Origin of the sequence: Bartonella sp. LB28NMGDW, from assembly GCF_042194435.1 — a bacterium.
Lineage (GTDB): Bacteria > Pseudomonadota > Alphaproteobacteria > Rhizobiales > Rhizobiaceae > Bartonella > Bartonella grahamii.
Genome location: NZ_JBHIMX010000002.1, coordinates 208191 through 230876 on the forward strand (window position 1 = coordinate 208191; position 22686 = coordinate 230876).

At 36.0% G+C, this 22686-nt stretch carries 23 protein-coding genes; 11 read left to right on the top strand and 12 right to left on the bottom strand.

Annotated features, from left to right (window positions below; genetic code table 11):
- Positions 1 to 68: 68 nt before the first annotated feature.
- From dnaQ to ACFIKG_RS02205, 5 genes are read right to left on the bottom strand one after another with little or no spacing between them, the layout of a single operon-like run.
- Positions 69 to 773, bottom strand: a complete 705-nt coding sequence (gene dnaQ, locus ACFIKG_RS02185) for a DNA polymerase III subunit epsilon (protein ID WP_375625515.1) — start codon at positions 771 to 773, stop codon at positions 69 to 71.
- A 4-nt stretch (positions 774 to 777) separates the two neighbouring features.
- Positions 778 to 1362, bottom strand: a complete 585-nt coding sequence (coaE, locus tag ACFIKG_RS02190; protein ID WP_375625516.1) for a dephospho-CoA kinase — start codon at positions 1360 to 1362, stop codon at positions 778 to 780.
- Positions 1359 to 2231 carry a shikimate dehydrogenase gene (locus ACFIKG_RS02195; protein WP_375626122.1) on the bottom strand — a complete coding sequence of 291 codons (873 nt, stop codon included), beginning with the start codon at positions 2229 to 2231 and terminating at the stop codon, positions 1359 to 1361. Before ACFIKG_RS02195 ends, coaE begins: the two co-directional genes overlap by 4 nt.
- A complete protein-coding gene (locus ACFIKG_RS02200) occupies positions 2224 to 2820 on the bottom strand; it encodes a Maf family nucleotide pyrophosphatase (protein ID WP_375625518.1) in 597 nt (198 codons plus the stop codon). Before ACFIKG_RS02200 ends, ACFIKG_RS02195 begins: the two co-directional genes overlap by 8 nt.
- 12 nt (positions 2821 to 2832) lie before the next feature.
- The gene (locus ACFIKG_RS02205; RefSeq protein ID WP_375626120.1) at positions 2833 to 3657 is read right to left on the bottom strand and encodes a pyruvate, water dikinase regulatory protein; all 825 of its coding nucleotides are present in this window, start codon (positions 3655 to 3657) and stop codon (positions 2833 to 2835) included.
- Positions 3658 to 4204: 547 nt separating this feature from the next.
- Between ACFIKG_RS02205 and rho the strand changes: the two genes are divergently transcribed.
- The 6 genes from rho (at position 4205) to ACFIKG_RS02235 (ending at position 11173) form a co-directional block, all read left to right on the top strand.
- Complete coding sequence (rho, locus tag ACFIKG_RS02210) at positions 4205 to 5470, top strand: transcription termination factor Rho (RefSeq protein WP_375625520.1); 1266 nt, start codon at positions 4205 to 4207, stop codon at positions 5468 to 5470.
- 31 nt (positions 5471 to 5501) lie between these two features.
- Entirely contained in the window at positions 5502 to 6809 is a 1308-nt protein-coding gene (gene mnmE, locus ACFIKG_RS02215; protein ID WP_375626117.1) for a tRNA uridine-5-carboxymethylaminomethyl(34) synthesis GTPase MnmE, read from the top strand.
- A 106-nt stretch (positions 6810 to 6915) separates the two neighbouring features.
- Positions 6916 to 8784: a tRNA uridine-5-carboxymethylaminomethyl(34) synthesis enzyme MnmG gene (gene mnmG / locus ACFIKG_RS02220; RefSeq protein ID WP_375651665.1), complete on the top strand. Its 1869-nt coding sequence runs from the start codon at positions 6916 to 6918 to the stop codon at positions 8782 to 8784.
- On the top strand, positions 8784 to 9431 hold the full coding sequence (gene rsmG, locus ACFIKG_RS02225) for a 16S rRNA (guanine(527)-N(7))-methyltransferase RsmG (protein ID WP_375625523.1): 648 nt from the start codon (positions 8784 to 8786) through the stop codon (positions 9429 to 9431). Before mnmG ends, rsmG begins: the two co-directional genes overlap by 1 nt.
- 6 nt (positions 9432 to 9437) lie before the next feature.
- The gene (locus tag ACFIKG_RS02230) at positions 9438 to 10235 is read left to right on the top strand and encodes a ParA family protein (RefSeq protein ID WP_273722360.1); all 798 of its coding nucleotides are present in this window, start codon (positions 9438 to 9440) and stop codon (positions 10233 to 10235) included.
- Between the two features lie 32 nt (positions 10236 to 10267).
- Positions 10268 to 11173 (top strand): ParB/RepB/Spo0J family partition protein, encoded by a 906-nt coding sequence (locus ACFIKG_RS02235; protein ID WP_375648197.1) that lies wholly within the window; start codon positions 10268 to 10270, stop codon positions 11171 to 11173.
- Positions 11174 to 11198: 25 nt separating this feature from the next.
- Here the strand turns inward: ACFIKG_RS02235 and ACFIKG_RS02240 are convergent, their stop codons facing one another.
- From ACFIKG_RS02240 to dapF, 7 genes are all read right to left on the bottom strand, one after another.
- Positions 11199 to 11711, bottom strand: a complete 513-nt coding sequence (locus tag ACFIKG_RS02240; RefSeq protein WP_375626112.1) for a hypothetical protein — start codon at positions 11709 to 11711, stop codon at positions 11199 to 11201.
- Between the two features lie 74 nt (positions 11712 to 11785).
- Positions 11786 to 12184, bottom strand: a complete 399-nt coding sequence (locus ACFIKG_RS02245; protein ID WP_375626110.1) for a hypothetical protein — start codon at positions 12182 to 12184, stop codon at positions 11786 to 11788.
- 65 nt (positions 12185 to 12249) lie between these two features.
- Positions 12250 to 13011 carry a hydroxyacylglutathione hydrolase gene (gene gloB / locus ACFIKG_RS02250; RefSeq protein WP_375626108.1) on the bottom strand — a complete coding sequence of 254 codons (762 nt, stop codon included), beginning with the start codon at positions 13009 to 13011 and terminating at the stop codon, positions 12250 to 12252.
- A gap of 62 nt (positions 13012 to 13073) precedes the next feature.
- Positions 13074 to 13760 (bottom strand): septation protein A, encoded by a 687-nt coding sequence (locus ACFIKG_RS02255; protein WP_375626106.1) that lies wholly within the window; start codon positions 13758 to 13760, stop codon positions 13074 to 13076.
- Positions 13757 to 15010, bottom strand: coding sequence for a signal recognition particle-docking protein FtsY (gene ftsY, locus ACFIKG_RS02260; RefSeq protein WP_375626104.1), 1254 nt, complete (start codon positions 15008 to 15010; stop codon positions 13757 to 13759). Before ftsY ends, ACFIKG_RS02255 begins: the two co-directional genes overlap by 4 nt.
- 14 nt (positions 15011 to 15024) lie before the next feature.
- Entirely contained in the window at positions 15025 to 16308 is a 1284-nt protein-coding gene (gene mtaB, locus ACFIKG_RS02265; protein WP_375626102.1) for a tRNA (N(6)-L-threonylcarbamoyladenosine(37)-C(2))-methylthiotransferase MtaB, read from the bottom strand.
- Positions 16308 to 17159: a diaminopimelate epimerase gene (gene dapF, locus ACFIKG_RS02270; protein WP_375625532.1), complete on the bottom strand. Its 852-nt coding sequence runs from the start codon at positions 17157 to 17159 to the stop codon at positions 16308 to 16310. The genes mtaB and dapF overlap by 1 nt, the downstream gene beginning before the upstream one ends.
- A gap of 224 nt (positions 17160 to 17383) precedes the next feature.
- Between dapF and ACFIKG_RS02275 the strand changes: the two genes are divergently transcribed.
- The 5 genes from ACFIKG_RS02275 to sucD all read left to right on the top strand — a co-directional run bounded on the left by ACFIKG_RS02275 (position 17384) and on the right by sucD (position 22671).
- Positions 17384 to 17929 (top strand): AprI/Inh family metalloprotease inhibitor, encoded by a 546-nt coding sequence (locus ACFIKG_RS02275; RefSeq protein WP_015857108.1) that lies wholly within the window; start codon positions 17384 to 17386, stop codon positions 17927 to 17929.
- Between the two features lie 98 nt (positions 17930 to 18027).
- Positions 18028 to 19227, top strand: a complete 1200-nt coding sequence (gene zapE, locus ACFIKG_RS02280) for a cell division protein ZapE (protein ID WP_375651666.1) — start codon at positions 18028 to 18030, stop codon at positions 19225 to 19227.
- A 288-nt stretch (positions 19228 to 19515) separates the two neighbouring features.
- Positions 19516 to 20478 carry a malate dehydrogenase gene (gene mdh, locus ACFIKG_RS02285; RefSeq protein ID WP_375651667.1) on the top strand — a complete coding sequence of 321 codons (963 nt, stop codon included), beginning with the start codon at positions 19516 to 19518 and terminating at the stop codon, positions 20476 to 20478.
- Positions 20479 to 20568: 90 nt separating this feature from the next.
- Complete coding sequence (gene sucC, locus ACFIKG_RS02290; RefSeq protein ID WP_375651668.1) at positions 20569 to 21765, top strand: ADP-forming succinate--CoA ligase subunit beta; 1197 nt, start codon at positions 20569 to 20571, stop codon at positions 21763 to 21765.
- A gap of 3 nt (positions 21766 to 21768) precedes the next feature.
- Positions 21769 to 22671, top strand: coding sequence for a succinate--CoA ligase subunit alpha (gene sucD, locus ACFIKG_RS02295; RefSeq protein WP_375625535.1), 903 nt, complete (start codon positions 21769 to 21771; stop codon positions 22669 to 22671).
- Positions 22672 to 22686: the final 15 nt, after the last annotated feature.

Genomic DNA, 22686 nt, shown 5'->3' on the forward strand with positions numbered 1-22686 from the left:
CAACGACCATTTTTTTGACATCCATATTCTTTAATTTAAATAGTGATTTTTTTAGAGAAAAAATGATGTTATTCATGAATTTTAAAGTTATTCCACAGAGCTTTTTCACCTATCTTGTTGATAAAATCAGCGTGCAACCTTTTTTCTTGCGGACTCAATCTTGAAGGTAAAGCCTGTGGGCGAATTTTAACTGCATAAGATGTATCTTTATCATTCTGGATATGTTCAAGTCCCCTTCTGTTATCAAAACCCAATACACCTTGCTTTCCACCGATCAGTTCAATATAAACATCGGCTAAAATCTCTGCATCAAGCAAAGCACCATGAAGAACACGATGGCTGTTATCAATTCCAAAACGTTTGCATAAAATATCAAGAGAATTAGGACCCATAGGGAATTTACGCCGTGCCATAGCCAATGTATCAAGAATATTATCAACACTGATAAGCGGTTTGTTGACGCGTTTTAATTCTGCGTTAATAAAACCAATATCAAAACTCGCATTATGCGCAATCATTGTCGCACCTTTGATAAATTCCAGAAATTCATCAACAATATCACTAAAACTTTTCTCGTTTTTTAGGCGTTCATTGGTTAATCCGTGAATTGCTACAACTTCATCAGGAATAATAACGCCTTCAGGGTTTAAATAAACATGAAATTGTCGCCCCGTAAGATAACGATCAACCATTTCTACACAACCAATTTCGATTATGCGATCTTTTTCTTTATCTAAACCTGTTGTTTCTGTATCAAAAATAATTTCCCGCATGACTTCAATTCTTTAGTTTTTTTATCACATCAAAAACCTGTTGACGTGTATTCTCTAAATCTTTCCCTGTATAAATAATAAAATCAGCACGTTCTCGTTTTTTTTCATCCGGCATTTGTCGAGCATTGATAAAGGCAAATTTTTTCTCATTCATACCTTGGCGAATCATTACACGTTCTTTTTGTATTTCTGGTGGAGCAGAAACAACAATAACGCTATCCACACGACTTTCACCATTTTTTTCAAACAGAAGTGGAATATCAAGAATAACTAATTTTTTCCCTTGTTTACGCGCTATATCAATAAATTCCCTTTCTTTTTCTTGCACCAAAGGATGAATTATTTTTTCTAATGTTTGTAATTTTTCCTTATCATCAATCAAAATTTCAGAAAGTTTCAAACGGTTAACTTCACCTTTTTCAACAACACCAGGAAAAATACTCTCTATGAATGACAAAACTGGCTCACTTTTATAAAGCCGTTGTACTGCTTCATCAGCACTAAAAACAGATATACCCGCTTGCTTGAAAAAATCAGCAACTGTTGATTTTCCCATAGCAATTGATCCCGTTAATCCTATGATCTTCATTCTTTCTTTTCACTCATATCCTCTAAAATAGCTGTCCGTAATGTTTTTGTTACCTGTGGTCTTATTCCAAACCACTGTTCAAACCCTATAACAGCCTGATGTAGAAGCATCCCAAGTCCATCAACCGTCTTGAGATCACAAGCTTTTGCCTGTTGTAAAAAAGGAGTTATTAATGGTGTATAAATAATATCTGTTACTAACGCCGTTTTTTTTGCTTTATGAAAATCGCAAAAAAAAGAATCACTTTTTTCTTCTGGATTTTTTATGCCAATAGAGGTTGTATTAACAATCAAATCAGCTTGATGAAGTATTTCATGGATTTTATGCCAATCGTAAACTTTAATGTATTTTCCAAAATGCTGAGCTAAATTATCAGCGCGTTGTTTTGTACGGTTAATCAAATAAATCTGTTCAAATCCGCGTTTTTCTAAGGCATATATGATAGCGCGTGCGGCACCACCTGCTCCAAAAACAAGAGCTGTTTCTCCTCCCCAATCAGATGCAAAATCATCAAGATTAGCGCTAAAACCATAGGCATCGCTATTCGTGGCACAAAGCTTATCTCCTTCATACCAAAGTGTATTAACAGCACCAATCATTGTTGCTCTCTCATCTTTATAATCTGCTAAACGAAAAGCTTCCTGTTTATAAGGCAAAGTAACATTTCCTCCACAAAAACCTATTTTTTGTAAAGATGCAATAAAATGACTGAATTTTTCAGATGTTACTTCTTGTGCAAGATATTCTCCTTGTAAACCATATTGTTTAAGCCAAAAATTGTGAATTTTAGGCGATTTTGAATGATGAATTGGAGAACCAACAACAAAAGCACGCGGATAATTTATTTTTTTTATTGTTAAGTCAACCATCAATAATTCCTAAATGACGCAGTTTTATGAGTAGAGGCAGCAAAGGTAAACCAACAATGGTAAAAAAATCTCCTTCAATTTTTTCAAAGAGATGAATCCCTTCCCCTTCAATTTGATATACTCCCACGCTGTTTAGAACATCTTTTCCTACGCGTGCTAAATAATGTTCAATAAATTCTGACGAGAGCAAACGGACGGACATATGTGCACTAAAAGCTTCAACCCAAATTTTTTGACCATTTTTAAATAAAGCTACCGCACTATGAAGAGAATGGGTTTTTCCTGATAACTCACATAAACGTTGATGTGCTTCCTTAATATTTGTTGCTTTGTGAAAAACTTTACCTTCCAAATCAAGCACTTGATCACAACCAATAACGAAAGCATCAGGAAAACGATCTGAAACATTTTTTGCTTTTGCACTCGCAAGAAAACAGCTGAGTTCTTTAGATGTTTTTTCTTTTGCTTTTTTTTCTACTTCTCTTTCATCAAAAGAAGCTCCTTCAATGAAAAAATTTAAACCTGCTTTTTTTAATAATTTTGCACGATAAAAACTAAGAGATGCTAATATTAACGTATCTGCGTTCATGAGAATTTTCTCTCATTTTCCTTCACGAAATCGTGATAAAAGTTCAAATATTGCAGCAGCAGTTTCTTCAATAGAGCGTCTTGTGACATCAATAATAGGCCAACCAAAACGTTCGCAAATGCGTTTTGCATAGATTAATTCTTCAGCTATGTTGATACGATTTGTATAACTATCAAGAGCAAAACCTTCTCCCAAATCTCGATTTTGACGAATATGTGAGATTCTTTCAGCTGAAGCAATTAAACCAATAATTAAAGAATTTTTTGCCTCTAAAAGGGATTCTGGCAAATCAATATTAGGAATAAGAGGAACATTAGCCGTTTTTATTCCGCGATTTGCTAAATAGATACTTGTTGGCGTTTTAGAGGTTCTTGAAATTCCAACAAGGATCACATCTGCTTCGGATAAGCTACTGGAAGACTGTCCATCATCATGCTCTATTGTAAAATCCAGTGCTTCAATACGGCGAAAATAATCTGCATTAAGATCATGTTGTGCGCTCGCACGTAAATGTGTTGGCATTCCAAGGTAAGACTGAAAAGCATTTAAAACAGGATGCAATATATCAATACAGGGAACTTTTATTTTTTTACACTTTTTTTGAAGGAGAAGTTTAAATTCTTCATCAATCATTGTGTAGAGAACAATACCTGGCTCTTGTTGTATTTCATCAAGAGCTTTTTGTAACTGTATTTCATTACGAATCATAGGATAGATATGCTCTGTTACCTGACTCATTGTATACTGCGATGCTACAGCTCTCCCAACAGAGATTAACGTTTCTCCCGTTGCATCAGAAAGCATGTGTAAATGAAAGATTTTTTTTTCTTTTGTCACAGAAATTTTAACTCCTTGTTAAGATATGTGTATATATCCTTACCGTTTTTTATAAAACTAAAATTTAGGAAAAATTCTTCGTTTTTATACACAAATTAAATGCTTGTGATAATTTTATACCTCTTATAAAAAAGAGGGGATAATATCTTTAAGATAGTGTTATTTTTATTCTTTTTTTTAGTCCCTTTTGTGGATAAAATTGGGGATAAATAATAATCCACACTAAACACAGTTATAAATAAGAAGAATCCCTTCTTTAATATAAATTTATTAATATAAATTTCTGTAAAAAATACTTTTGAATAGCATTTAATTAATGCTATAACTCTAACTCATATTTTTGTTATAAAATAAATTAAACACTATTTATATTTTTTCAATTTTTTCATATAATTACTTAATATTACAGGGATAAATTTCATATAAATGGTACTTGCAGATTAAAAAAATTGAGTGTAAAATATTTTTCTTCTTAAGAATATTTCGTTCATAAATTTCCATAAATTATTTAAGATAATCTTCTCCTTAATTACAAAGAGCATATTTCATGCAAAAAATGAAACTACAAGAACTTAAAAGCAAAAATCCCGTTGAACTTGTTTCTTTTGCTGAAACATTAGAAGTTGAGAATGCCTCTCTTATGCGCAAACAAGAATTAATGTTTGCTATCTTGAAAAAACTTGCTCTACAAGATGTAGAAATTATAGGAGAGGGTGTTGTTGAAGTTTTACAAGACGGATTTGGTTTTTTGAGATCTGCTGACGCTAATTATCTTCCTGGTCCCGATGATATTTATCTTTCACCAGCACAAATACAGTCATTTTCTTTAAAAACAGGCGATACCATTGAAGGTCCTATACGTAGTCCAAAAGAGGGAGAACGTTATTTTGCTCTCCTTAAAATTAATACAATTAATTTTGAAAAAACTGAAAAGATTCGTTATAAAATTCACTTTGATAATCTTACTCCTCTTTATTCAAATGAGCGTTTCCAAATGGAAATACAAGATCCTACAGAGAAAGATATGTCATCACGCGTGATTGATTTGATATCTCCATTGGGAAAAGGACAAAGAGGGTTAATTGTTGCTCCTCCTCGGACAGGAAAAACAGTTTTACTTCAAAATATTGCTCATTCTATTACCACTAATCATCCTGAATGTTATCTCATTGTTCTTTTAATTGATGAACGACCAGAAGAAGTTACAGATATGCAGCGTTCAGTAAAAGGAGAAGTGGTTTCTTCTACTTTTGATGAACCTGCAATACGTCACGTACAAGTAGCAGAAATGGTCATTGAAAAAGCCAAACGCCTCGTTGAATATGGACGCGATGTTGTTATTCTTCTTGATTCTATTACACGTCTTGGACGTGCATATAATACAGTTGTTCCTTCTTCGGGGAAAGTTTTAACAGGTGGTGTGGATGCAAATGCTCTCCAGCGTCCAAAACGTTTTTTTGGTGCAGCACGTAATATTGAAGAAGGTGGATCTTTAACCATTATTGCAACGGCTTTGATTGATACAGGAAGTCGTATGGATGAGGTTATTTTTGAAGAATTTAAAGGAACAGGTAATTCTGAAATTGTTCTTGATAGAAAAGTTGCTGATAAGCGTATTTTCCCTGCTATGGATATTTTAAAGTCAGGAACGCGTAAGGAAGAACTTTTGGTAGAACGACAAGATTTACACAAAATTTTTGTTCTTCGTCGTATTTTAGCATCTATGAATGTAACAGATGCAATTGAATTTTTGATTGATAAATTAAAGCAAACAAAAAACAATAGTGAATTTTTTGATTCAATGAATACGTAGAGTCATTAAAGTTTTTATTAGGATAAAACCTGTGGATACAATCTTTGCTGTTTCGAGTGGATTGTTACCTTCAGGGGTTGCAGTCATTAGGCTTTCTGGTCCTCATGTTGTGGATATAGTTAAAACGCTTTGTGGTCGTTTACCTAAAGCACGTTTTATGCATTATGGAAATCTTACTGCTCGTGATGGGAGCTTTTTAGATTCTGGTTTAACTGTTTTTTTTCCTGCTCCTCATAGTTTTACGGGGGAAGATTGTGCAGAATTCCATTTACATGGAGGAAAAGCCGTTGTTAGTCGTTTTCTCGATGAATTGTCGACATTTTCTGGATGCCGTATTGCAGAAGCAGGTGAATTTTCACGTCGTGCTTTTATGGAAGGAAAATTAGATCTTGTTCAAGCAGAAGGTCTTGCTGATTTAATAGAAGCAGAAACGGAAAGCCAACGGCGTTTAGCTGTTATGGGTACAAGTGGACATTTAACGACGCTTTATCGTGATTGGCGTCATAAGCTTATGAAGGCGCGTGCTTTTATTGAGGCAGAACTTGATTTTGTTGATGAAGCAGATATTCCCAACGCAATATCTGATAAAGTTTGGAAAGATGTTGAGGATCTTTGTACTTCTATTCGTGAATATATTATTGAAGGAGAGCGTGCGAGTATTTTACGTGATGGATTAAAAATTGTTATTGCTGGTGCTCCAAATTCTGGAAAATCAAGCATTATGAATCGTCTTTCAGGAAGATCTGTTGCTATTGTAACGGAAGAAGCAGGAACAACCCGTGATGCTTTAGAAATGAGAATTATTCTTGGTGGTTTACCTATTTTTTTAACGGATACTGCTGGTTTTAGAAAAACAGAAAATAAAATAGAACAAATGGGAATAGAAGTTGCTAAACAGCATGTTAGGGAAGCTGATTTAGTTATTTTGGTTTATGATATAGGAAATCCTGAGCAAGTTGATTTACCAGAAACATCGGCTGAAATATGGTGTGTTGGCAATAAGCTTGATCTTTATGAAAAAAATGATCAGCATTGGTCTATACAATTTTCCGCATTAACTGGTTTAAATTTTGATTATTTTATCAAAGAACTTGAATCATTTTGTCATCATCGTGCTTCTGAAATTGGAAATATTGTTCCGGCGCGTAAAAGACAACTTCAATTATTAAAGGAGGCTGTTAAAGAGATTGAATATTCTCTTAATTATCATTCTCTTGATCTCAGTTTACGTGCAGAACATCTCCGTTGTGCAAGTGATTTTATTGGAAAAATTACAGGAGATATTGATGTTGAAGATTTGCTTGATATTATTTTTTCAGAGTTTTGTGTTGGTAAATAATGATTCACGTGAAACATTGATTATTTAATAGACAGATTATAAAGATTATGTAATTTATATACTGTTTCACGTGAAACCTTAGAATATTTTCTACGGAATGAATTAAATGCAATCATATGATGTTGTTATTGTTGGTGGTGGTCATGCTGGCTGTGAAGCGGCTTCAGCTTCAGCGCGTGTAGGAGCCAAAACAGCGCTTGTTACACATAAAATATCAGCACTGGGAACAATGTCGTGTAATCCTGCTATTGGTGGTCTTGGAAAAGGGCATCTAGTTCGTGAAATAGATGCATTAGATGGTCTCATGGGAAGAGCAGCAGATGCTGCTGGAATTCAGTTTAGACTACTTAATAGACGTAAAGGACCGGCAGTAAGAGGACCACGGACGCAAGCGGATCGACAACTTTATAAAAAAGCAATTCAAAAATTATTAAAAGAACAAGAAAATCTTACTCTTATTGAGGATGAAGTTATTGATCTGGTCGTTAAAGATAATTGTGTATCAGGTGTTATTTTAAAAAAACAAGGAACAATTTTATCTGGTGCTGTTGTTTTAACAACAGGGACATTTTTAAATGGCTTTATTCATATTGGTGATAAAACATGGGCTGCTGGACGTATGGGAGATCAGTCAAGTGTGCAACTTGCTAAACGTTTAAAAAATTATCATATAAAATTTGGTCGATTAAAAACAGGAACCCCTGCTCGTTTGAGTAAAAAAACAATTGCTTGGGATCATCTTCCAAAACAACAAGCAGATGAAAATCCCATTCCCTTTTCTCTTTTAACAGAGAAAATTGAACAACCACAAATTGAATGTGCAATAACACGTACAAATGAGAAAACACATCAAATTATTCGCGAGAATATTTATCGTTCTGCTTTATATTCTGGAAATATTGAAGGGTTAGGACCACGTTATTGTCCTTCTGTTGAAGATAAAATTGTGAAATTTGGAGAACGTGATGGACATCAGATCTTTCTAGAACCAGAAGGATTAAATGATGATACTGTTTATCCAAATGGTCTTTCTACTTCTCTTCCTGAAGATGTACAAATTTCTCTATTGAAAACCATTGAAGGGTTGGAAAATGCTGTAGTTTTGCAACCTGGTTATGCTATTGAATATGATTTTGTTAATCCACAACAATTAACGAGAAGCTTAGAATTACGTTCTTTACCGGGTTTGTTTTTAGCAGGCCAAATTAATGGTACAACAGGATATGAGGAAGCAGCAGCACAAGGACTTTTAGCTGGGTTAAATGCGGCACGTAAAGTAGGTAAATTAGATGAAATACTTATAAGTCGTTCTACCGCTTATATTGGTGTTATGGTTGATGATTTGGTTTCACGTGGTGTTTGTGAACCTTATAGGATGTTTACATCACGTGCTGAATTTCGTTTATCTTTACGATCTGATAATGCTGATACGCGTTTAACACCTTTGGCACAAAAATGGGGTATTGTGAGTGAAATACGTTGGGAATGTTATCAGAAAAAACAAGAACTCCTTGATCAAGCACGATCAATATGTCAAAATCTTTTTTTAACACCCAATGAAGCTTCTGCTCATGGATTACACGTTAATCATGATGGAATTCGGCGTTCCGCTTATGATTTTCTTGCGTATCCTCATATGACTTTAGAGCGTCTTTCAGATTTTTGGCCACAATTACAAACGGTTGATTCTAAAACAGCAGAATCTTTAGAAATTGAGGCACAATATGCGGTTTATTTAGATAAACAAGCACAAGATATTGCTTCTCTTCAGAGAGATGAGCGTTTAGAAATTCCTTCTTCTCTTGATATTCAGGCAATTTCAGGTCTTTCAAATGAACTTAAATCAAAAATTCAAGAAGTGTCGCCGCGTTCAATTGCTGATGCACAAAAAATTGATGGCATGACACCCGCCGCGTTATCGCTTATTATTACATATATTCAACGTCAACGACGTGAAAAGGCTAAAACAGCTTAATGGATTTTTCTACAGAAAAAAAATATCAACAATTATTAAATATTGTTCCTTCTGTTTCACGTGAAACGATGGAAAATTTAATTCAGTTTGAGTCTTTAATACTTCAATGGAATGCACATATTAATTTGATATCTGCTACAACAATACCAGATCTATGGACACGGCATATTCTAGATTCAGCACAAATTTTTCCTTTGTATGCTCATTCTTTACATTGGTGTGATTTAGGATCAGGAGGAGGTTTTCCTGCAATTGTGATTGCTATCTTTTTGAAAGAAAAAAAAGTAGGACATATTAATCTTGTTGAAAGTAATGGGAAAAAAGTTGCTTTTTTGCGAACAGTTATTTCTCAACTTAATCTTCCAGCAACGGTTTATCACGCTAGAATTGAAGATGTATATCAAAAAATTCCCGTATCTGATATTATAACGGCACGGGGATTAGCGCCGCTCAATAGTCTTCTACAACTTATTTTTCCTTTATTAACAGAAAAAACAATCGCTCTTTTGCAAAAAGGTCGGGATTACGCTACAGAAATAAAAAATGCCTCTGCCAATTGGCACTTTGATCTGTTAAAACATAAAAGTAAAGTTGATGAAAATTCTGTTATTTTGGAAATTTCTCATATTCGATCATATAGAGGGTAGAGCAAAATGAGCGAAACACGAATTATCGCTATTGCAAACCAAAAGGGTGGAGTCGGAAAAACAACCACAGCAATTAATCTTGCAACAGCTTTAGCGGCTATAGGTGAAAATGTCCTTATTATGGATGTTGATCCACAAGGTAATGCTAGTACAGGTTTAGGGATTGATCGTAATAACCGTCCTTTGTCTTCTTATGATGTTTTAGTTTCGGGAGTTTCAATTACACAGGCGGCTTTAAAAACAGCAGTACCCAATCTTTATATAGTTCCCTCTACACTTGATCTCTTAGGTGTGGAAATGGAAATTTCTTCATCACAAGATCGCATACAACGCTTACGTAAAGCACTCTATGATGATCCGGAAATGGAAAAAAAATTCAATTATATTTTAATTGATTGTCCCCCCTCCCTTAATCTTTTAACACTTAATGCTATGGGGGCTGCGGATTCTGTTTTAGTGCCTATGCAGTGTGAATTTTTAGCACTTGAAGGTTTAAGTCAATTACTTGAAACAGTAAAACAAGTGCGATCCGTACTTAATCCATCTTTAGAAATCCAAGGTATTGTTCTAACAATGTATGATGGACGTAATAATCTTTCAAATCAAGTTGTTGAAGATGTACGTTCTTTTATGGGAGATAAGGTTTATCGCACTGTTATTCCACGAAATGTAAGAGTATCAGAAGCGCCCTCTTTTGGAAAACCTGTATTGCTTTATGATCTCAAATGTGCTGGGAGCCAAGCTTATTTGCGTCTAGCATCAGAAATGATTCAACGTGAAAAACAAGCACGTGCTGCTGCTTAAAAAAATAAACTAAAAATTTAAAGAGCAAAATTATGAATGATGATCAATCAAAAAAAAGACTGGGTCGTGGATTAGCGGCATTAATTGGGGATATCAGTTTAAACAGCGATCTTACACGTTCATCAAATACTGACAAATTTACAGAGTCCAATACAGTTTCTTCTGTTTCTGAACGATTTGTTCCACTTGAATCTATTTCGTGCAATCCACATAATCCGCGACGCCATTTTACCGATTCAGAACTTGATAATTTAGCACAATCAATTCGCCAGCACGGTGTTGTTCAACCTGTTATTGTAAGACCATCACGTGATCATCCTCATCGGTTTGAATTAATTGCTGGCGAACGGCGCTGGCGTGCTGCACAGCGAGCCAATTTAAATAAATTACCGGTTATTGTTCGCGATGTAGATGATAAAACGGCTTTGGAATTGGCAATTATTGAAAATGTTCAACGTGCTGATCTTAATCCTATCGAAGAAGCAATGGGATATGAAATTTTGCTGAATGAACATGGATATACGCAGGCAGATTTAGCGCAAGTTATTGGAAAAAGTCGCAGTCATGTTGCTAATACGCTTCGTTTGTTAAAACTTCCACCAAAAGTACAACAATTCTTAACCGATGGGCAACTCTCCGCTGGTCATGCACGTTGTCTTATCACTGTTGAGAATCCACAGGATTTAGCTGAAAAAATTATTCGCGAAGGGCTTTCTGTGCGCCAAACAGAAATACTTGCGTATGAACAGGCAAATCCAAAAGTCAAAAAACGAACTGCTGTTGAGAAAGATACAGAAACAAAATCTTTAGAAAAATTACTTGCAGACGTGATCGGAATGAAAGTGACTATTCGGCATGGCAAAAAAGGTGGTGATTTAAAAATACGCTACTCTTCATTAGAACAATTAGATGATATTTGCCGGCGTTTGCAAAACTAATTAATTATCTAAAATAGCACGAATTCTATTTACAACGACTTTTTAAAATAGCAAGTATTCTATACGTATATTTTTTACCAAACTCTAAATTGTTTGAAACTACAGTATTTTTTTCATCAAAAGAAATCCCCTCTTTTTTAAGAAGTTCAAGAGGAGCTAAAAGCATTGTTAATGTTGCTTGAAGGGCGATGGTTCCTATAGCAAAATCTTTAGGTGTTATATTATTTTTTCTTAAAATATTCATTAATTTTGGTTGATTAGAAATAGAAGCTACGAATCCTTCAATACTGTTGTCGTGTTCAATTTCAATATCAGGTTCTTTTTCGGTATCGGATACTTTTGATTCTGATGGTGAACTTTCACACTCTTCTTTATTAATTTGTTCCATTTTTAAAAGCAAATCTTCTGTTAAGGTATAATTTGCAATAATATACGGGAACTCAAATCGATAGTCTGTTTTCTTTTCCTCTGCCATTGTTAGTTGAGTATGTATCACGAAAAGAAAAAGGAGGAACAAACGTAATACGAACTTAAGCATGTTTAAAAGTTATCCTTTCTTCTTCGAATTTCAGCAAAGACTTCTCCGTTTGTTAAGTCAATTAATTTTTAAAGTTAACAGCCACAAATTTTTTCTACAACAGTATATACTCTATACATATGCTTTTTACCAAATTCCAAATTGCTTAAAAATACGGTGTTTTTTTCATCAAATTCAGCCGAGGTAAGTATCAATAACGTTCCCGTAAGCGCATTGCAACCAAGAAAAAAATCTCTAGGCGTGATGTTATTGTTTTTTAAAATATTCATTAATTTTGGCTGATCAGAAATGTAAGTGGTAAATTCTTTAATAGTATTGTTACATGGGGTATTAGATGCTTTTAACTCTGGCAGTAAATTTTCATATTCTTTTCCAATTTGTTCCATTTTCAAGAGAAAATCTTCTGTTAAGGTATAATTTGCAATAATATACGGGAACTCAAATCGATAGTCTGTTTTCTTTTCCTCTGCCATTGTTAGTTGAGTATGTATCACGAAAAGAAAAAGGAGGAACAAACGTAATACGAACTTAAGCATGTTTAAAAGTTATCCTTTCTTCTTCGAATTTCAGCAAAGACTTCTTCATCTGTTTCTTCTTCCATTGCGAGGTTTCTTCGCAACACACTATCATCCCATCGGAGAAAGGGATTGGTGGCTTTTTCTTGCCCTAAGGTTACTGGTAAAGTCATAGCGTTTTTTGCACGTAGCAAAGAAACTTCTTCCACTCTTTGACGAAGTTTTTGATTATGTGGATCAAGTGTTAATGCGAAAAGAGCATTGGTTTTGGTATATTCATGACCACAATAAAGAAGTGTCTTATCGGGAAGTTGACGAAGCTTTTTTAAAGAGTTCAGCATTTGAGCAGGTGTTCCTTCGAAAAGGCGTCCACAACCAAGTGAGAAAAGTGTATCTCCAGCAAAGAGCAAACCTTTTTCAGGAAAATAATAAGATAATGCGCCCAAAGTGTGACCAGGTGTTGAAAGAGCTAAAAGTGGGTGAGAACCAAAGAGAAGTTTTTCATCAGGTTGAAGTGTTTGATCAAGATGATGAATCTTTTCTTTTTCTGCTTCTGGTCCGATAATCATAGCGTTGTATACTTGTTTTAATTCTTCCAATGCTTCTACATGGTCGTGATGATGATGAGTTACAAAAATAGTCTGAAGTGTCCAGTTACGGCGTTTTAAGGTGTTATGAATAGCTTCACTTTCAGGTGCATCAATTGCAGCTGTGTAGCCACTTTTTTCATCATGAATGAGTACACCAAAGTTATCTTTTCGACAAATAAACTGTTCAATCAACATGTTTTTCTCCTGAACAGTGTTTGGTAATGAATCTATAAAATAATATATAGTGGTGGATTTTTTTAAGAATCAGATTTGTCCTCTTCTGTGAAAAGTCCTTTTGAATGTTTCAGAATGATAGGCATTTGGGTAAGCATAAAGAGGATTGTTAGGGGCATAACGCCAAATACTTTAAAACTTGTCCAAAAATTATCGCTAAAATTGCGCCAAATGATTTCATTCAAAAGGGCAAGAAAAACGAAAAAGAATGCCCAACGATAGGTAAGTTTTTGCCAGCCTAAATCATCAAGTTTTAATGTAGAATCAAGAGCATAACGTAAAAGTGGTTTTTTAAAAAACATACCACTAAAGAGGATGAGCGCAAATAAGCTATTAATAATTGTTGGTTTCATTTTGATGAAAGTATCATTATGAAGCCAAAGAGTTAAAAATCCAAAGAATAGAACAAAGATTCCTGAAATAAGGGGCATAATAGGAATTTGTCGTGCAAGGATCCATGATAAGCTTAGAGAAATAATAATAGCTATCATAAAAATAGCTGTTGCAGGGAAAATAGGTTTACTAAAATTTTGAAAAAATCCAATGTTTTTTATCAACCATTCGCCCTTATAATTAGCCAGAAAAAAGGCGACTAACGGCCCCATTTCCAAGAAAAATTTTATGGTTGGTGAGAGAGGGGGTTTCTTATTGTTATTCATATTTTTTTCAGAATTATTCTGTGAATTAGAGTTAGATAAAGGCTGTTTCATGTATGTTTTCCTGCGATAGTTTCGGCAAAGTCAGAAGCAGAAAAAGGTTGAAGGTCTTCAATATTTTCTCCTATACCGATAAAATAAACGGGTAATTTATATTTTGCTGCTATAGCGACAAGAATTCCTCCTCGTGCGGTCCCATCCAGCTTTGTCATGACTAAACCATTAACACCAGCAATTTCACGGAAAATTTCCACTTGGTTGAGTGCATTTTGTCCGGTAGTTGCATCAAGCGTTTGAAGGATTGTATGGGGTGCTTGGGGTGTGTGTTTCTTTAAAACACGAATAATTTTTGCTAACTCATCCATCAATTCAGATTTATTTTGTAAACGCCCTGCTGTATCAATAATTAATACATCACTGTTTGCTTTTTTTGCTTTTTCATAAGCATCAAAGGCTAAGCTGGCGGCATCTGCACCCAATTTTGTCGAAATAACAGGAGAATCAGTACGTTTACCCCAAATATGCAATTGCTCAATAGCTGCGGCTCGGAAAGTATCACCAGCTGCAAGCATAACTTTTAATCCCCCTGCTGTTAATTTTGCTGCAAGTTTTCCGATTGTTGTCGTTTTTCCAGTTCCATTTACACCTACCAGCAAAATAACATGAGGTTTATAGCTGAGATCAAGCTCTAATGGAATTGCAACAGGTTCCAGAACTTTTTTGACCTCATCAGCTACAATAGTATGAATATCGTCTGGGGAAAGATCTTTTCCGTAACGACTGGAAGCTAAAGTATTTGTGATGCGTGTCGCCGTTTCTACTCCAAGATCAGCTTGGATAAGGATATCTTCGAGCTCTTGCAATGTATCTTCATCAAGTTTTCTTTTAACAAAGAGGTCGCCAATTGATCCGCTTAGGCGTTGTGAAGAAAGGGATAGACTTTTTTTAAGGCGCTCAAACCACGCTATCCTTTTTTGTTCAACAGAAAGTTCAGATAAAATTTCTTCATTCTTTTTTTCACGGACGTTGTCTGTGACAATAATTTTACCAGAAAGAGGAATTTTATCAGAATGAGATTCTAGAAATGGAGATTTTTCATCATATTTTGTAAGTGTTGACTCTCGATTTTTTGTTTGTTCTTCTTTTTCTGTGTCTATAGAGATTTGGTTATTTTTTGTCCTTTCATTTTTGTCTTTATTTTTTTCCATTACATCGCTTTTATCAGGAATAGAAATCTGTTGTTCCATTTCCTGCTCTTGAGATTTGTTAAAAGAGAATATTTTTTTTATAAAAGATTTCGTCATAAGAATTTTCCTGCTCAAGCAGCGTTTAATTTTGGAAGGATAGCAATCAATTTATCGCCATCATGATCAACGATAAGGGCTTGAACAATTGTTCCTGCTTTTGCACCTTTAACTTGTACAAGAGTATAATCTTCCGTTCGTCCGATTTCATCTTTTTCAACGAGAATTGTTTGTAGACTGTTTTGTAAATGAGCAAGATGCTTTTGGTAAGCCTCCTCACCTGCTTTACGTAATTTTTCAGCACGCATCTTAACTATTTTACGGTTGATTTGTGGCATACGTGCGGCAGGTGTTCCTTCTCTTGGACTAAAGGGGAAGACATGGAGATGGGTTAAATTACAATCTTTGATTAAAATAAGACTGTTTTGAAACATCTCTTCTGTTTCTGTAGGAAAACCAGCAATTAAGTCGGCACCATAAACCATTGTAGGACGTTTGGCACGCAATTCTTGGCAAAATTGAATAGCATGTTCGCGTAAGTGTCGCCGTTTCATCCGTTTTAAAATCATATTATCACCTGCTTGCAAAGATAAATGCAAATGGGGCATGATCCTTGTTTCATAAGCTAAAAGATTGATGAGTTCTTCGTCTGCTTCAATTGAGTCAATAGATGAGAGGCGTAATCGCGCTAAGTCAGGGACATGATGCAAAATTGCTGAAGTTAATTTTCCTAGAGTAGCTTTTCCAGGAAGATCGTGACCATAACTTGTAAGATCAACACCTGTAAGGACCACTTCTTGGATACCCTCACCTACCAGCTTTTTAATTTGTTCTATGACAGCACCCATGGGAACTGAGCGAGATGGTCCTCGTCCATAAGGAATAATGCAAAATGTACAGCGATGATCACATCCATTTTGTACCTGTACAAAAGCGCGGGTGCGCTCTTGCATTGCACTGACCATATGTGGAGCAATTTTTTGTACTTCCATAATGTCATTGATACGCACTTTTTCGGAATGGTTAATACCAAAATCAGGAAGTTGACGATAAGAATGGGCGTGAAGTTTATCTTCGTTTCCTAAAACGAGATCCACTTCTGTCATTGAGGCAAAATTTTGCCCTTCTGTTTGGGCTGCACACCCTGTTACAATGATACGTGCATGAGGATTTTCACGTCGTGCTTTGCGGATAGCTTGTTTTGCTTGTCGTACGGCTTCGGCAGTGACAGCACAGGTATTAAAGATAATAGCACCATCTTTAAGCTGATCTAGCCCTGAAGAAGTACTTTCTTTGCGAATGATTTCCGATTCGTAGCTATTAAGTCGACAACCAAAAGTTACAATTTCTATTGCCATCAGGAGTGATCCTTTTTGTAGCACCCTGTTAGAGGGCTTAAAAAACCACTAAATTGATATTTTATTGGTCCTATCATAATAACGTGATCGTCTTCTCGGTAAAAAATATTAAGTGTTCCCTTTGGTAAGTTTACATCAATATGGCGTTGTGTGAGACCACGACGATAAGCAGCCACTGCACTTGCACAGGCAGCACTCCCACATGCTTGTGTTAATCCTGCTCCTCGCTCCCATGTCCGTAAATTTAGACTTTTCTTTGACGTTATGCAAGCAATGGAAATATTGCACTGTTCGGGAAATAGGGGATCATGTTCAAGTTTCGGCCCATATTTTTCTAATGGAATATGTTGAATATCATTTTCAACAAAAAAGATAGCATGGAGATTGCCAATGGATATGAGACAAGCATCTTTTAGGGGACCAGCCGTAATTTCTACGTGATTGGTATCAACTATTTCACGTGAAACAGGCATCTCTTTTGCATTGAAATTTGGGCATCCCATATCAACAGAAATGAGATTATCGGTTTGATATTTCCCTTCAATAATTCCAGCGGGAGTTTCTAAACGAAATTTTTCACCAAAATTGTGATTTTTAAGCCATGCAACAACACAGCGGGTACCATTGCCACAAGCTTTAGCCATTGATCCGTCGGCATTCCATATTTCTATGCGGAAGTCGGCTTTTTTCTGGGTTGGTGTGTGGATAGCCATGATTTGATCAAAATGCATTTCGGGATCTGCCGACAAAGCGAGGATTGCTTGCGATGTAAGAGTATGAGTGCTTTCACGCATATCAACAACAATAATTTGATTTCCAAGACCGTCCATTTTGCTAAATGGCGTTTTCATGAAACTTCTCTATTTCTAATGATTACTTATAAAGAGATATATGACTGAAAATCTTATAAATTTCTAGTGTTTAATAAATATAAAATTGGGTACATAAATTATTTCGTTTAAAATAAATGATTTTAACCTATTTTTTTAATTTGTTAATTTATCTTTGTAACTATAACAAATATTCACTTAATTTCTTTGTGAACTTATTTATTGTCGTGGGAGAGAGTACAGATATGTCGTTTTCAAAAATTTCGTTTTTCGTTGCACTATCAACTGTAATGCTTTTAGGGGGATGTTCAACAACACGGTTTGACAGTAATGACGGTAGTAACGCATTAGAAGTTTTTTATCCATCTCAACAAATGACAACATTGGAAGTGTCTGATCTGTCATCTACTTCTTCGTCGATATCTGAGGCAGCAAACGCTTCGATGTATGAGAAGGGAGATTCTCAGAGTGATGGACGAATGGCTAGTCTCGAATTGCCAAGTAATGCTACTGATTTATTTCCTGCAAGTGTTGCTGGTGTATGGAATCTTTCTATGGGGGGTAAAGTTTGCCGGATCGCAACGCCGCAAACAAAGTTTGGACAAGGGTACCGTGCTGGTCCTTTACACTGTCCAGGAATTGCTTCTCAAGTGAGATCGTGGGCTGTTAAAGGAAAAAGATTATATTTTTATAATAACTCTGGACGTGTTATCCTTGCTCTCTACTCTTCAAATGTTGATCGTTTTGAGGGACGTACACTTGATGATCATCCCGTTGTTTTAAGTCGTTAAATCATTTTTGATCGTTTATGAAAAACTAAGCTAGACGGACAGATTCGTGAAAAGTATTTATATTTTTCATTGAGAACGGTTTGAAAAAGGTTGTTTGGATGATTCTCGTTTCAACACGTTATAAAGAGCTTGTCTCTAAAGGAGAGGTTTGTTTTGACCCCGCTCAATTAGCTGTAACAGAATATTTTGATCATTTATTAAAAAAAATTGCGGAACAAAACATCTCTCGTCCTTGGACTTGGAAATTTTGCTCTTTCTTTAATAGAATATTTAAAAGAAAAAAACAAAATATTTCTTGTGTTGTAAAACAAGGGGATGAAAAGGGTTCTTTTCAGGGATTATATGTTTTTGGTGAAGTAGGACGGGGCAAAACTATGCTGATGGATTTGTTCTTTTCTTGTTTGCCTAAAGGTCATAAAAAGCGTGCTCATTTTAATGATTTTATGACTGATGTGCATGAGCGTATTAATTTTTATCGTCAAGCATCTGGGGGTAAAAAATTTAAACAAGATAATCCTATTTTAGCTGTTGCTGAAGATCTTGCACGAGAAGCAAAGGTACTTTGTTTTGATGAGTTTAGTGTAACAGATATTGCTGATGCTATGGTGTTGGGGCGGCTTATTTCTGCTTTGTTTGATAAAGGAATTTTCTTTGTTGCGACTTCAAATGTGGCGCCGGATAACCTTTATTGTAACGGTTTAAATCGTGAACTCTTTTTGCCTTTTATTCAAGTTTTGAAAGCATATGTTCGTGTTGTTAATCTTGATGCAAAAACAGATTATCGTCTTGAAAAATCAAATCTACAGCCTGTGTATGTAGCACCTTTAGGAAAAAAAGCAGATGAATGCATGGATCAAGCATGGGCACTTGTATTGCAAGGACATAAGGAGATATCTGATGAGCTTTCTATAAAAGGGCGCCTTATTCCTATTCCGCGCGTTGGTGCAGGATGTGCACGCTTTGATTATGGAGATTTATGTGCAAAGCCTTTGGCAGCGGCTGAGTATTTGGTATTAGGGGAGCGTTATCATACGATTTTTATTGATAATGTACCGGTCATGGATGATACATGTCGCAATGAAACAAAACGGTTTATTTTGCTTATTGATATTCTTTATGAGCGCCACATACGGTTATTTATGTCGGCAGCGGCAGAGGTGGGGGATTTGTATAAAGGGAATGCACAGATTACGGAAACATTTGAATTTCAAAGAACACAGTCACGTCTTTTTGAAATGCAAAGCCACGATTATTTAAAACTTTGGGAAGAACATTTTCTTTTGAAGAAGAAGCATTGATTATACTTTTACCTTTACGTAAACTGTAAAAACAATAACTCTTTGAAATTAAAGAAACGTAATAATTCTGTTGTATTTTTTTTAAATTCACTTTATCGATACATCGTGATAATTTTCTAATAGTTGTTTCAGCGGAGGTTTGTTGTTTCTGTAAGGAGAAAAATTTGTAAATTTCATTTCTTTACTCCTTTTTATGATATTGTTTGAATATGGTTGAAGTCAAAAATATTCAGTATAGGGACGCTGATGGGTGTGCGCTGAATTATCTAAAAGTTAGGAAAAAATAAAATGGCACGAAAAAAAATAGCTCTCATTGGTTCAGGTATGATTGGTGGTACTTTAGCACATATTATTGGGCTTAAAGAACTTGGTGATGTTGTTTTATTTGATATTGCGGAAGGTGTGCCACAAGGTAAGGCTCTAGATATCGCCGAATCTTCTCCCGTCGACGGTTTTGATATCAGTTTAAAAGGTGCTAATGCTTATGAAGCAATTGAAGGATCTGATGTTGTTATTGTAACAGCAGGCGTTGCGCGAAAACCTGGTATGAGCCGGGATGATCTTTTGGGCATTAATTTAAAGGTGATGGAACAAGTTGGAGCTGGAATTAAAAAATACGCGTCTTCAGCATTTGTTATTTGTATTACCAATCCCCTTGATGCGATGGTGTGGGCATTGCAGAAATTTTCAGGTCTCCCTACACATAAAGTGGTTGGTATGGCTGGTGTTCTTGATTCAGCACGTTTTCGTCATTTCTTATCTGAGGAATTTAAGGTCTCTGTTAAAGATGTGACAGCGTTTGTTTTAGGAGGGCACGGTGATTCAATGGTTCCTCTCGTGCGTTATTCAACGGTTGGTGGTATTTCTTTGCCTGATCTTGTAAAGATGGGCTGGACGACACAGGAAAGAATTGATCAAATTATCCAGCGTACCCGTGATGGTGGTGCAGAAATTGTTGGTTTGTTAAAAACAGGTTCTGCTTATTATGCACCAGCAGCTTCTGCTGTTTCTATGGCTGAGGCCTATTTAAAGGACACTAAGCGTGTTGTGCCTGTTGCAGCTTATCTTTCAGGAGAATATGGGGTTAATGATACCTACGTTGGTGTTCCTGTTGTAGTTGGTGCAGGTGGTGTTGAGCGAGTCATTGAAATTGATCTTGATAAAGAAGAAAGAGATGCTTTTGATCATTCAGTAAATGCAGTTAAAAAGCTTTGTGAAGCTTGTATTGCTCTTGTGCCTAGTCTCAAGTAAATTGAACAAGATTTAATTCATTAAAACTAAGTATTTAGAATATTAAAACTTTAGGATTAATAATGATCCATAAAAGAAAAGGACAAATGCATGAATATCCATGAGTATCAGGCCAAACGTCTGCTTCATGAATATGGAGCACCAATTGCAAATGGTGTCGCTGTTTATTCTATAGAGCAAGCTGAAAAATGGGCGGAAAAATTGCCCGGACCTCTCTATGTGGTTAAAAGTCAGATACACGCTGGTGGTCGTGGTAAGGGTAAGTTTAAAGAACTTGGTCCTGATGCAAAGGGTGGTGTTCGGCTTGCAAAATCTGTTGAAGAAGTTGTTGCAAATGTTCAAGAAATGCTTGGTAAAACTTTGGTAACCAAACAAACGGGTCCAGAGGGTAAGCAGGTCAATCGTCTTTACATTGAGGATGGTGCCGATATTGAAAGGGAGCTTTATCTTTCACTTTTGGTTGATCGTGGCGTTGGTCGAATTGCTTTTGTTGTTTCAACAGAAGGTGGAATGGATATTGAAACGGTTGCTGAAGAGACACCAGAAAAAATATTCACGCTTCCCATTGATGCTGTAGAGGGTGTTACTTCTGCTGATTGTGCGAGACTTTGTGATGCATTGAAACTACAAAGTAGTGCGCGAGAAGATGGTGAAAAGCTTTTTCCGATTCTCTATAAGGCATTTTGTGAAAAAGATATGAGCCTTTTAGAAATCAATCCGCTTATTGTGATGAAAGATGGTCGTTTACGTGTTCTTGATGCAAAAGTTTCTTTTGATAATAATGCTCTATTTCGTCATCCAGATATTTTAGAATTACGCGATCTTTCAGAAGAGGATCCAAAAGAAATTGAAGCATCAAAGCATGATCTTGCTTATGTTGCTCTTGAGGGTACAATTGGCTGCATGGTTAATGGTGCGGGTCTTGCTATGGCAACAATGGATATTATCAAACTCTATGGAGCTGAGCCTGCAAATTTTCTTGACGTTGGTGGTGGAGCGTCAAAAGAAAAGGTGACAGCTGCTTTTAAAATTATTACGGCCGATCCAAATGTTAAGGGCATTTTGGTTAACATTTTTGGTGGTATTATGCGTTGTGATGTCATTGCTGAAGGTGTGGTTGCTGCTGTTCGTGAGGTTGGTTTAAAGGTTCCCTTAGTTGTTCGTCTTGAAGGCACTAATGTTGAGCAGGGTAAAGCAATTATCAATGAAAGTGGTTTGAATGTTATTCCTGCTGATGATTTAGATGATGCTGCTCAAAAAATTGTTGCAGCCGTGAAGGGAGCTTAAGCTATGTCGATTCTTGTGAATAAAGAGACAAAAGTTCTAGTTCAAGGGCTTACAGGAAAAACAGGAACATTTCATACAGAACAGGCGCTTGCTTATCATGGTACGCAAATGGTTGGGGGTGTTAATCCTAAAAAGGGTGGAGAAACATGGGAAGGTTCAAAAGGCGAAACTCTTCCTATCTTTGCTAATGTTGCAGAAGCAAAGGAAAAAACAGGCGCGGATGCTTCTGTTATTTATGTTCCGCCTGCAGGGGCTGCGGCAGCTATTATAGAGGCTATTGAAGCTGAAGTTCGTTTAATTATCTGTATTACGGAAGGTATTCCCGTTATGGATATGGTTAAAGTGAAGGCGCGGTTAGAAAACTCAAAGTCTCGTCTTATTGGTCCTAATTGTCCTGGTATTCTTACACCAAATGAATGTAAAATTGGTATTATGCCTGGTTCTATTTTTAGAAAAGGTTCTGTTGGGGTTGTTTCGAGGTCGGGAACTTTAACTTATGAAGCCGTTTTTCAAACGAGTCAGGAAGGTCTCGGGCAAACAACTGCGATAGGGATTGGTGGCGACCCTGTTAAGGGCACTGAATTTATTGATGTGTTGGAAATGTTTTTAGCGGATGATGAAACTCAGTCTATTGTTATGATTGGGGAGATTGGTGGTTCTGCTGAAGAAGAAGCAGCACAGTTTCTGCAAGATGAAGCAAAAAAAGGTCGTAAAAAACCAGTTGTTGGCTTTATTGCTGGCCGTACAGCTCCTCCAGGACGTACAATGGGACATGCTGGTGCTGTTATTTCTGGTGGTAAAGGTGGAGCAGAAGATAAAATTGCGGCAATGGAATCAGCAGGGATTCGAGTGTCTCCTTCACCATCACAGATAGGTAAGACTTTGATGTCAGTTTTGAAGGGCTAAAAGAAAATTTCATCT

What these genes read in the sequence shown, in the direction of transcription:
- dnaQ (WP_375625515.1), bottom strand. Translation starts at nt 773, where the DNA reads ATGCGGGAAATTATTTTTGATACAGAAACAACAGGTTTAGATAAAGAA.
- coaE (WP_375625516.1), bottom strand. Translation starts at nt 1,362, where the DNA reads ATGAAGATCATAGGATTAACGGGATCAATTGCTATGGGAAAATCAACA.
- ACFIKG_RS02195 (WP_375626122.1), bottom strand. Translation starts at nt 2,231, where the DNA reads ATGGTTGACTTAACAATAAAAAAAATAAATTATCCGCGTGCTTTTGTT.
- ACFIKG_RS02200 (WP_375625518.1), bottom strand. Translation starts at nt 2,820, where the DNA reads ATGAACGCAGATACGTTAATATTAGCATCTCTTAGTTTTTATCGTGCA.
- rho (WP_375625520.1), top strand. Translation starts at nt 4,205, where the DNA reads ATGCAAAAAATGAAACTACAAGAACTTAAAAGCAAAAATCCCGTTGAA.
- mnmG (WP_375651665.1), top strand. Translation starts at nt 6,916, where the DNA reads ATGCAATCATATGATGTTGTTATTGTTGGTGGTGGTCATGCTGGCTGT.
- rsmG (WP_375625523.1), top strand. Translation starts at nt 8,784, where the DNA reads ATGGATTTTTCTACAGAAAAAAAATATCAACAATTATTAAATATTGTT.
- ACFIKG_RS02230 (WP_273722360.1), top strand. Translation starts at nt 9,438, where the DNA reads ATGAGCGAAACACGAATTATCGCTATTGCAAACCAAAAGGGTGGAGTC.
- ACFIKG_RS02235 (WP_375648197.1), top strand. Translation starts at nt 10,268, where the DNA reads ATGAATGATGATCAATCAAAAAAAAGACTGGGTCGTGGATTAGCGGCA.
- ACFIKG_RS02240 (WP_375626112.1), bottom strand. Translation starts at nt 11,711, where the DNA reads ATGCTTAAGTTCGTATTACGTTTGTTCCTCCTTTTTCTTTTCGTGATA.
- ACFIKG_RS02245 (WP_375626110.1), bottom strand. Translation starts at nt 12,184, where the DNA reads ATGGCAGAGGAAAAGAAAACAGACTATCGATTTGAGTTCCCGTATATT.
- gloB (WP_375626108.1), bottom strand. Translation starts at nt 13,011, where the DNA reads ATGTTGATTGAACAGTTTATTTGTCGAAAAGATAACTTTGGTGTACTC.
- ACFIKG_RS02255 (WP_375626106.1), bottom strand. Translation starts at nt 13,760, where the DNA reads ATGAAACAGCCTTTATCTAACTCTAATTCACAGAATAATTCTGAAAAA.
- ftsY (WP_375626104.1), bottom strand. Translation starts at nt 15,010, where the DNA reads ATGACGAAATCTTTTATAAAAAAAATATTCTCTTTTAACAAATCTCAA.
- mtaB (WP_375626102.1), bottom strand. Translation starts at nt 16,308, where the DNA reads ATGGCAATAGAAATTGTAACTTTTGGTTGTCGACTTAATAGCTACGAA.
- dapF (WP_375625532.1), bottom strand. Translation starts at nt 17,159, where the DNA reads ATGAAAACGCCATTTAGCAAAATGGACGGTCTTGGAAATCAAATTATT.
- ACFIKG_RS02275 (WP_015857108.1), top strand. Translation starts at nt 17,384, where the DNA reads ATGTCGTTTTCAAAAATTTCGTTTTTCGTTGCACTATCAACTGTAATG.
- zapE (WP_375651666.1), top strand. Translation starts at nt 18,028, where the DNA reads ATGATTCTCGTTTCAACACGTTATAAAGAGCTTGTCTCTAAAGGAGAG.
- mdh (WP_375651667.1), top strand. Translation starts at nt 19,516, where the DNA reads ATGGCACGAAAAAAAATAGCTCTCATTGGTTCAGGTATGATTGGTGGT.
- sucC (WP_375651668.1), top strand. Translation starts at nt 20,569, where the DNA reads ATGAATATCCATGAGTATCAGGCCAAACGTCTGCTTCATGAATATGGA.
- sucD (WP_375625535.1), top strand. Translation starts at nt 21,769, where the DNA reads ATGTCGATTCTTGTGAATAAAGAGACAAAAGTTCTAGTTCAAGGGCTT.